Raw genomic sequence first — 6015 nt, 5'->3', positions numbered from 1 at the left:
CGGGGGCGGAGCCCCCGAAAAGGCGCGGGCCCGCCCCCGGCACCTACAGCCGCTCGGTCACCCTGAACCGCTCCGCCACCACCATCGTGTCGTCGTCGACCACGAACCCCGGATCCCCCAGCGCCTCCCGCATGTCCTCCCCGTGCCAGAACCGCTCATGGTCGGCCCGCCACTCCGCCACCGACCCGTGCTCCTCGCCCTCGTCGACAGCGTGCTGCAGATCGACATCCCCCAGCCGCAGCACCCTGACCTCCGTGATCTCCACCACCGCGATCTCCATCCCCGCCGAGTCGATCAGCGCCGACCTTTCCCCGACGGGTGGCAGCTCCTCCCGCTCCGCCTCGAACTCGGCGAGCAGCCCCGTCGTCGAGACCTTCTCCCCGCTGAGCACGGCGTTGACGAGCCGGTCCCGCAGCGGTCCGGGAAAGGCGAGCAGGTACGGCTTGAGCGGTTCGGAGTTCGGCATGGCCCCAAGCCTACGTAAATCATCACGGTGCAAGGGGAGTTGAGGAGCCCGCCACTCCAGTTCCCCCTTGACGCGGACCTGCCCGTACCGCTTTGCTGTGCGTGATCATTCACTCACCGCAGCCGGGAAGGGCTTCCGCGGATGTCTCCGCCACCCCTCGGCCGCTCCCGAAGACGGGGCGTCCAGCACGTAGACCCGGCTCTCGGCGACTCCGAACTCATCGCCGCCCGTGCCCAGTTGGCCCAGGGCCGCTGGACCCGCGTCCGCTCCCTGCTCGCCGGTACGGGCGACGACTGGGACCGCCGCGGCCACCGTCTTGTCGTACTCGCCGAGGGATCCGCGTCCGCCGCCTGGGCGCGCGACTGGCAGCTCGCCGAGCCCGAAAGCGCCGACGCGGCCACGCTCCTGGCGTGCGCCGCCGTTTTCGGCGCGATACGGGGGAAGGGCCCCGAGGCCGCCGCCGTCGAGGCCTGCCGTACCGCCGCCCGCCTCGCCCCCGCCGACCCGACGCCCTGGCTCGCGATGCTGATCCTCGCGCGCGAACGCGCCACCGAGGACGAGGTCAGCCGCCTCTTCGAGGAGGTGAGGGCCCGCCATCCCGAACACCACCATGCCCACCACCTGATGGCGGCCCGGCTGGCCGAGCGCCATCCGGAGGCCGGTCAGGACCCGCTCCACGAGGTGTACGACTTCGCCGCCTGGGCCGCCGAACAGGCCCCCGCCGACTCGCCCCTTGCCGTCCTGCCGGTAGTGGCCCACGCCGAGCGCTACCGCGTCCTGGCCGCGGCGGGCAGCGAACCCGCCAACCCCCTGCGCTCCGCCCACTGGTCCGGCCGGCGCGCCCGCCAGGTCATGAAGGCCGCCTTCGACTGGTGGCTGGAGTGGGAGCGCGAGGACCACCCCCGCAACCGTATCGACCTCAACTTCCTTGCCCACGCGAAGTACTGCGAGGGCCGCCCCGCCGAGGCCGCCGCCCTCTTCCACCGCATCGGCGAGCACGCCACCCGGGCTCCCTGGGCCTACCCGGACCGGGATCCGTACCAGGCCTTCAGCGCCGCGCGCGACGCAGCGCTCGGCTCCGTGTAAGTAACCCCGTCATTCCTCACGAAGGGACCGACCGCCATGGCGCCGGGCAGTACGAGCACGACCGAGACCAGCGGAACCAGTGAGATCAGCACATTCAAAGGCCAGGAACAGGCCCTGCGCGCCGGCCGTCTCGGCACGGCCGGACTGCTGCTCTCCGTCCTCGCCGCCAGCGCGCCGCTGATGGTGGTCGCCGGGGTGATGCCCACCATCTTCGGCCCGATGGGCATCGTCGGACAGCCGCTCCTCTACGTCATCCTGGGCGTGGTCCTGGTCCTCTTCAGCGTCGGCTACGCGGAGATGAGCCGCCACGTCCACAACGCGGGCGCCTTCTACGCGTACATCGCCCGCGGCCTGGGCGCCACCGCCGGCGCGGCCGCCTCCTTCGTCGCCCTGGTCGCGTACAGCGCCATGCAGGTCGGCATCTACGGCATCTTCGGCTTCGAGGTCTCCGGCCTCTTCCAGACGTACCTGGACACCGAAATAGCCTGGTGGATACCGGCGTTGGCGGCCATCGTCGTCGTCGCGGCCCTCGCCTGGCTGAAGATCGACCTCAATGCCAAGGTCCTCGGCGTCCTCCTCCTCATCGAGTGCGCCCTGGTCGTCATCTTCGACTTCTCGGCCCTCGCGTCCCCCGCCAAGGAGGGCATCTCCTTCCACGCGTTCAACCCCGACACCCTCACCGGCGCGGGCCTGGGCACCGCGCTCTGCTTCTGCATCGCCGCCTTCGTCGGCTTCGAGCAGGCACCGGTGTACGCGGAGGAGACCAGCCGCCCCCAGGTCGTCGTCCGCCGGGTGATGTTCCTCGCGGTCGGCTTCGTCGCGCTCTTCTTCGCGCTCAGCTCCTGGGCGCTGACCGTGGCGGCGGGCCCGTCCGCGATCAGCGAGCAGTCGGGGAAGCTCGGCCCCGGACTCCTCTTCGCCCTCAGCGAGTCGACGCTCGGCAAGACCTTCACCGACGTCCTGCACATCCTCTTCGTCACGGGCATGTTCGCGGCGATGCTCAGCTTCCACAACGTCGTCGCCCGGTACGCGTTCGCCATGGGCCGCGAGGGACTGCTGCCCGCCGCCTTCGGCCGTACGAACAAGGCCAGCGGCGCCCCCGGCACAGGATCCGTCCTGCAGACCGTCATCTCGGTCGTCGTGGTCATCGCCTTCGCCGCCGCGGACGACAAGCCGGCCGGCGACCCGACCGTCCCCGTCCTGCACCTGTTCACCTGGATGGGCAACATCGGTGCGCTCGGCATCATCGTGCTGATGGCGGGCGCCTCGATCGCCGTGATCGCCTTCTTCGTACGGCGCGGGGCGGCCGGCGCCCAGGCCTGGCGGCTGATCGCGGCGGGCCTGTCCTGCGTGGCGCTGATCGTGATCGCCGTCTACACGGTCAAGGACTTCGACGTCCTGGTCGGCGCGGGCCCCGGGTCGGCCCTGAGCTGGATCCTGCCCGCGATCATCGGCGTCGCACTGGCCGGCGGTCTGGTCTACGGACTGGTGCTGCGCTCGGCCAGGCCCGACGTGCACGCCCGTATCGGACTCGGCAACGAAGCCTTCCAGCTGGACAAGGCCGCCGAACAGATGTGACGAAACACTGACGAGCACCCGTGGCCCCTATCTTTGGGCGCCCACGGGTGCTCGAATCGTTTGTGTGAACGCAGAACAGTCCGACGACCCGGGCGAGACCGGCGGCAAACCCCTCGGCCGCCGCCTGGTGCTCTCCATGCTCGGGCTCGGTGCCGCGGGGGTCGTGACGGCGCCGTACCTCCAGAACGGCCTGGAGTCCTTCCTCTCCGCCGCCTCCGGCAAGGACCCCACGGGGCTGACCGGACTGCTGCCCAACGGCGGCGGCTTCCGCTACTACTCGGTGGCCTCATCGGTCCCGCACAAGTCGGCGGCCGACTACCGCCTGACGGTGGACGGCCTGGTGGACCACCCCACCGCGTACACGCTCGACTCGCTCCGCGCACTGCCGCAGACCCGTCTGGTCCGCGACGTCCAGTGCGTCACCGGCTGGCGGGTCCCCGGCACGCCCTTCGAGGGCGTCCAGCTCTCCCGGCTCCTGGACGCGGCAGGAGTGCGCCCGGGGGCACGGGCCATCCGCTTCAAGTGCTTCGACGGTACGTACAGCGAGAGCCTCACCCTCGAACAGGCACGCAGGGCTGACGTGCTGGTGGCCCTGCGCATGCAGGACAAACCGGTGGTCCACGCGCACGGCGGCCCGGTCCGCCTCTATGTGGCACCCATGTACTTCTACAAATCGGCGAAATGGCTGTCCGGCATCACGGTGACCTCCGATGTGCAGCGCGGCTACTGGGAGGAGCGCGGCTATGACACCGATGCCTGGGTCGGCAAGTCCAACGGACGCGGCGACGCCCCGACCGTCTGAGGAGGTACGCCGCTTCGCGCGCCCCGTCCGCTGGGTCCACCGCACGACGGCGGGCCTGATGCTGCTCTGCATCGCCACGGCGGCCTGCCTCTACATCCCCCAGCTCGCCGAACTGGTGGGCCGCCGCTATCTGGTGGTCACGGTCCACGAATGGGCGGGACTGCTGCTCCCCGTCCCCGTACTCCTGGGACTGGTCTCGCGTGCGCTGCGCGCCGACCTCGGCCGCCTGAACCGTTTCGCCCCGTACGACATCCGCTGGTTGCGCTCCGCCCTGCGCCGCGACGGCGCCCGGCGGGAAGCGGCCAAGTTCAACGCGGGCCAGAAGGTCTACGCGGCCTGGATCGCGGGCGCCACGCTCGTCATGCTGGGCACGGGCCTGCTGATGTGGTTCACGCACCTGACGCCACTGATGTGGCGTACGAGCGCGACGTTCGTACACGACTGGCTGGCGCTGACGGCCGGCATCGTGATCGCCGGCCATGTGGGCATGGCCCTGGCGGACCCGGAGGCGCGGCGGGGGATGCGCACGGGATCGGTGAGCAGGGGCTGGGCCGAGCGCGAACACCCGCGGTGGAAGGACTGAGCGGCGACAGTTTCCGGCCAGTAGCGGGGAGTTCGGGCGCGGGGCCGCGGCCGTGGCGGGAAGGCGCCAAGGCCGCATCTCGCCAGCCGCTCACCCCCTTTGTGCATTTCCTGGAAACACAAACCTGTTGAGACTCTTCCCGGCACTCGGGCAACACCCCGCGCCCGAGGCCCAGGAAGAGAGACAGTGATGACCAGAGGACCTGCGAGACGAGGCGCGGCACTGTTGTCGGCCGGGCTCGCGTTCGCCCTGCTTCCCCCGGGCGCGGCGCGCGCCGACGACACCGCGGAGGCTGTTGCCCCCGCTGCCACGTCGGCCGCCGTCAGCTCCGCCCGCACCGTGACCCTGGTGACCGGCGACAAAGTGATCGTCACCGACCTCGGCGGCGGCAAGAAGACCGTGACCGTCGACCGGGCCAAGGGAGCGATCGGCGCCGTCAGGACGCAGATCTCGGACGGCCACATCAACGTCGTACCGGACGAGGCGCGCCCGTATCTCGCCTCGGGCGCCCTGGACGCACGGCTCTTCGACGTCAGCGAGCTCATCGCCCAGGGGCTCGCGGACGCCAAGAGCGATGCGACGCCCCTCATCGTGACCTACTCGGGCAAGAACGCCCGGGCCGCCGCGGCCGCACCCAAGGGCGCGGAGCGCACCCGTACCCTCGCCAGTGTCGGCGGTGCGGCGCTCGACGCCGACAAGGGCCGTACGTTCTGGGAGAGCGCAACAGGCGGCGCGACCAAGGCGGCCGACGACTTCTCGGGAGGCATCGGGAAGATCTGGCTCGACGGACGCGTCAAGGCCGACATGGCCGAGAGCAACGCGCAGATAGGCACCCCGGAGGCGTGGGAGGCCGGGCTCACCGGCAAGGGCGTGAAGGTCGCCGTCCTCGACACCGGCTTCGACGCCACCCACCCCGACCTCGCCTCGCGCGTCACCGAGTCCAAGTCCTTCATCGCGGGCGAGGACGTCGCCGCCGACGGCAACGGCCACGGTACGCACGTCACCTCCACCGTGGGCGGATCCGGAGCCGCGTCCGACGGCAAGGAGCAGGGCGTCGCCCCCGGCGCCACGCTCGCCGTCGGCAAGGTCCTCAGCAACGCGGGCGAGGGCAGCGAGTCGGAGATCATCGCCGGCATGGAGTGGGCCGCCAAGGACATCAAGGCCAAGATCGTCTCCATGAGCCTCGGCTCGACGGAGGCCAGCGACGGCACCGACCCGATGGCCGCCGCCGTGAACACCCTCTCCCAGGAGACCGGCACCCTCTTCGTCATCGCGGCGGGCAACGTCGGCGCCCCCACCTCCATCGGCTCGCCCGGCGCCGCCGACTCCGCGCTCACCATCGGCGCCGTCGACTCCGCCGACCAGCCCGCCTACTTCACCAGCCAGGGCCCGCGCCTGGGCGACAACGCCCTCAAGCCCGACCTGTCGGCGCCCGGCGTCGCCATCGACGTACCGCTCATCGTCGTGTACGAACCGGTGCCGGCGACGTACGAGGAGCGC

6 protein-coding genes are annotated in these 6015 nt (G+C 71.1%); 5 read left to right on the top strand and 1 reads right to left on the bottom strand.

The genetic code is table 11. The features are described from left to right. Positions 1 to 43: 43 nt before the first annotated feature. Complete coding sequence (locus J0695_RS18210) at positions 44 to 466, bottom strand: ASCH domain-containing protein (RefSeq protein ID WP_206963143.1); 423 nt, start codon at positions 464 to 466, stop codon at positions 44 to 46. A 141-nt stretch (positions 467 to 607) separates the two neighbouring features. On the opposite strand from J0695_RS18210, the gene J0695_RS18205 reads away from it, so the two are divergent. The 5 genes from J0695_RS18205 to J0695_RS18185 form a co-directional block, all read left to right on the top strand. Further along, positions 608 to 1552 (top strand): hypothetical protein, encoded by a 945-nt coding sequence (locus J0695_RS18205; protein ID WP_206963142.1) that lies wholly within the window; start codon positions 608 to 610, stop codon positions 1550 to 1552. Between the two features lie 36 nt (positions 1553 to 1588). Beyond that, the gene (locus tag J0695_RS18200; protein ID WP_206963141.1) at positions 1589 to 3130 is read left to right on the top strand and encodes an APC family permease; all 1542 of its coding nucleotides are present in this window, start codon (positions 1589 to 1591) and stop codon (positions 3128 to 3130) included. 64 nt (positions 3131 to 3194) lie between these two features. Then, positions 3195 to 3932 carry a molybdopterin-dependent oxidoreductase gene (locus tag J0695_RS18195; protein WP_206963140.1) on the top strand — a complete coding sequence of 246 codons (738 nt, stop codon included), beginning with the start codon at positions 3195 to 3197 and terminating at the stop codon, positions 3930 to 3932. Next, complete coding sequence (locus tag J0695_RS18190; protein WP_206963139.1) at positions 3874 to 4515, top strand: cytochrome b/b6 domain-containing protein; 642 nt, start codon at positions 3874 to 3876, stop codon at positions 4513 to 4515. Before J0695_RS18195 ends, J0695_RS18190 begins: the two co-directional genes overlap by 59 nt. Before the next feature lie 189 nt (positions 4516 to 4704). Beyond that, the coding region (locus J0695_RS18185) for a S8 family serine peptidase (RefSeq protein WP_206963138.1) at positions 4705 to 6015 on the top strand (1311 nt) is incomplete at its 3' end.

Origin of the sequence: Streptomyces beijiangensis (genome assembly GCF_017315755.1) — a bacterium.
GTDB lineage: Bacteria > Actinomycetota > Actinomycetes > Streptomycetales > Streptomycetaceae > Streptomyces > Streptomyces beijiangensis.
The sequence above is the reverse complement of the archived record's forward strand: the minus strand, read 5'-3'. Positions and strand labels throughout refer to the sequence as shown.